Origin of the sequence: Mucilaginibacter sp. (assembly GCF_036383575.1) — a bacterium.
Classification (GTDB): domain Bacteria; phylum Bacteroidota; class Bacteroidia; order Sphingobacteriales; family Sphingobacteriaceae; genus Mucilaginibacter.
The window spans coordinates 1-2,486 of the sequence record NZ_DASVOB010000870.1 but is presented as its reverse complement, the minus strand read 5'-3'; the positions used below and the strand labels follow the sequence as shown (position 1 = coordinate 2,486).

Annotated in this window: 3 protein-coding genes; 1 reads left to right on the top strand and 2 read right to left on the bottom strand. The window is 40.9% G+C overall.

Annotated elements, in window-relative coordinates:
- On the top strand, positions 1-268 hold a 268-nt coding region (locus VF500_RS30630), incomplete at its 5' end, for a CoA-transferase (RefSeq protein WP_330863289.1).
- 131 nt (positions 269-399) lie between these two features.
- On the opposite strand, the gene VF500_RS30625 is transcribed toward VF500_RS30630, so the two are convergent.
- The gene (locus VF500_RS30625) at positions 400-1,728 is read right to left on the bottom strand and encodes an IS4 family transposase (RefSeq protein WP_330863288.1); all 1,329 of its coding nucleotides are present in this window, start codon (positions 1,726-1,728) and stop codon (positions 400-402) included.
- A 205-nt stretch (positions 1,729-1,933) separates the two neighbouring features.
- Positions 1,934-2,486: hypothetical protein (locus tag VF500_RS30620; protein WP_330863287.1), on the bottom strand; the 553-nt coding region annotated here is incomplete at its 5' end.

The following is a 2,486-nucleotide window of genomic DNA, read 5'->3' as shown; positions in this document are numbered from 1 at the left end:
TCTGGTAGCATCTGCCGAAAACATCATTGTGGCCATGCAACAGGTAAATACAGCAGGCGAATCAAAGCTCCTTCCCCAATGCACCCTACCCTTAACCGGAGTGCATTGTGTTAAGAAAATAGTTACCGAGCTGGGTGTATTTGACGTTTTGCCCGAAGGTGGTTTCAGGCTTATTGAAAGGGCTCCGGGAGTAAGTGTTGAAGAAATTAAACAGGCTACGGCAGGGAAGCTTATTATTGAAGGCGACGTGCTGGAAATAATTCTGTAGTCACGTCATTGAGTAACCATCAAGGAAATCCTGAAAAACACCGCGATGACGTATAAAATATATCTTAGCGATGGTGCGCCGGGCGCGTTAGCGATAGCAGCGGATACCGGCCAATGTCATTAAGTTAAGGGTTATATTGCTCTTTTGTAATTAGTTAAGGTTTTGTATTTACCAGACCTACGTTTGAGTTTTTTCACTCTTGGTAGTTTTCTGTTTGGCCTTATTGGTTCAATATATTGAGCAAAGAGGTTTTGTAATTGTATTAGTATTTTTTCAGGGTCTTTAAAAAGTAAAAGGCCGATGACTCTGTTCTTCATAATGCCAATGGCGGTATTTTTATTTATTTGATAGTCGTATTTGCGCTTGGAAACTTCATGATCGATTTTCTCCTGGGCTGGTTTGCTAATGATTTCCTGTAAGTTGGATAAGAAAACTGTTGCATGGAAATCCTGTAGAATTGTTTCAACTTTTTGTCCGCTGAAGGATTCTAATTGCAACTGGTTCTTGAAGGAGCTGAACCTTGTTTCGATTCCCCAGCGCATAAAATAAAGTGCTTTAAATTCTTTATAAGGATATTGTTGTTGGTCAAATAGATTGGTAGCCAGCACTTCAATCGTCCCATCATCTAAAACAATGCGGATCAAGCGTATATTAATAGTTTCCTTTACTTTTACAATAAAACCCTGCTCTCTAAGCTCCCTCCGAATGGGTTTACTTGCTTTAATCGTGCTGATCGCATCATTTACCCCGCTTTTTACAAATGCCGTTACTTCAGTACTGAACCCTACAGGGCAGCGCATTAAGAAGGGCTGTGGTGTTTCTTTGTTTTGATGATGAAACATGCTGATAAAGCCAGGATATGCACGATCGTAAATCAATAACATATCCGGCCCATAAGAAGGTATCCAGCTCAGAGCAATCTTTTGCTCAGAACAGCTGATAGGGTACATTCCCGCCTTTATAGTGATTTTATTCAAAACATCAAAGGCACACAGAACGCGGCCTAAAGTTACTGTACCCCGCTGATTTCCATGCGTTCCAAAATGTTCTGTTACTTCCTTCCTGTCGATCAGGTACGCTGTAGAACCATCTACCGCAATCACCCTAAACCCATTCCATCGTTTAATGTCAGCTTTATAATGAGTATAGAAACTATCGACTAACGTACTGTTTAAACAGCTGAAAAAGAAACTACTAATCTTTGAGCGCTGTTGACTGAAAGCGGACTTGGTGGCTTTCAGTTCCTGAAAATCCATATGATCGAAGAATGCCGATAACTCTATATCATAACTTCTTTTAAAAAAATTAAGCAGCATACATACTACCAATTCAAAATGAAGCTTACGCCTTCTGCTAAAGGCATTGCAAGAGTTGGTGAATAGCTGTCTTAACTCGCTATTTTGAGATGAAAGGGCAATAAAATTCCGTAAATCTGAAATGATCTTTAAGTTTGCTGACATACCACAGTTTTTTGATTCGTAACCATAAAGAACCGGATAAAATCCGGTTCTGAACTGTGGTGTTTCCTTAACTTAATGACATTGGCCGGTATCCGCTACTATCACTAACGCGGCCCTTCGCGCATCATCTCTAAAATATATTTCGTACTTCATCATGGTTCTTTCCGGAAATTTCCCCGATCGTTATTCGGAAAGGTGGTAAGTATCATTGTTTAATAGCCGGCAAATTCTTCACGGCCTCTAACAATGTGGCTTCTGTAGCTGCGTTAACGTTTACCAGGTAAAACGGCTTGGCTCCTTTTGCTGCTGCCCATCGCCATTCAAACTCATTGATTGATTTCATGTTACCATTATCAAACCACCAGGCAGCGTAAATCTTATCCTTTGCCTTGGTAAGCACTCCTAAATAAACCTGCCGACCGGCAATTACTTCCTTTTTTATCGTACTGAAAACATAACCGCTTCCCTGCCAGCAAATCATCGGGTCGTGCTCAGGGCAATAAAATGGAGAGGGTTTCACATAAACCAGCGCACCGGTATTTTCAAATTTAATTACCCCGCTTTCTAATACCGATTTTTTATAACCGGGTAAGGATACGTTACTTACGCTTTTGTCCTCCAGGTCATCTATCGATTTGATGTTTATAGTTATTACAACTAACGCAACGGCCAATACAAGGTGTATCAGCGGAAAGCGCAGTTCATCCGGCGCCAGCCTAATGGTTTTATAAAACCGCGGATCGATGTATGGTTTTTCG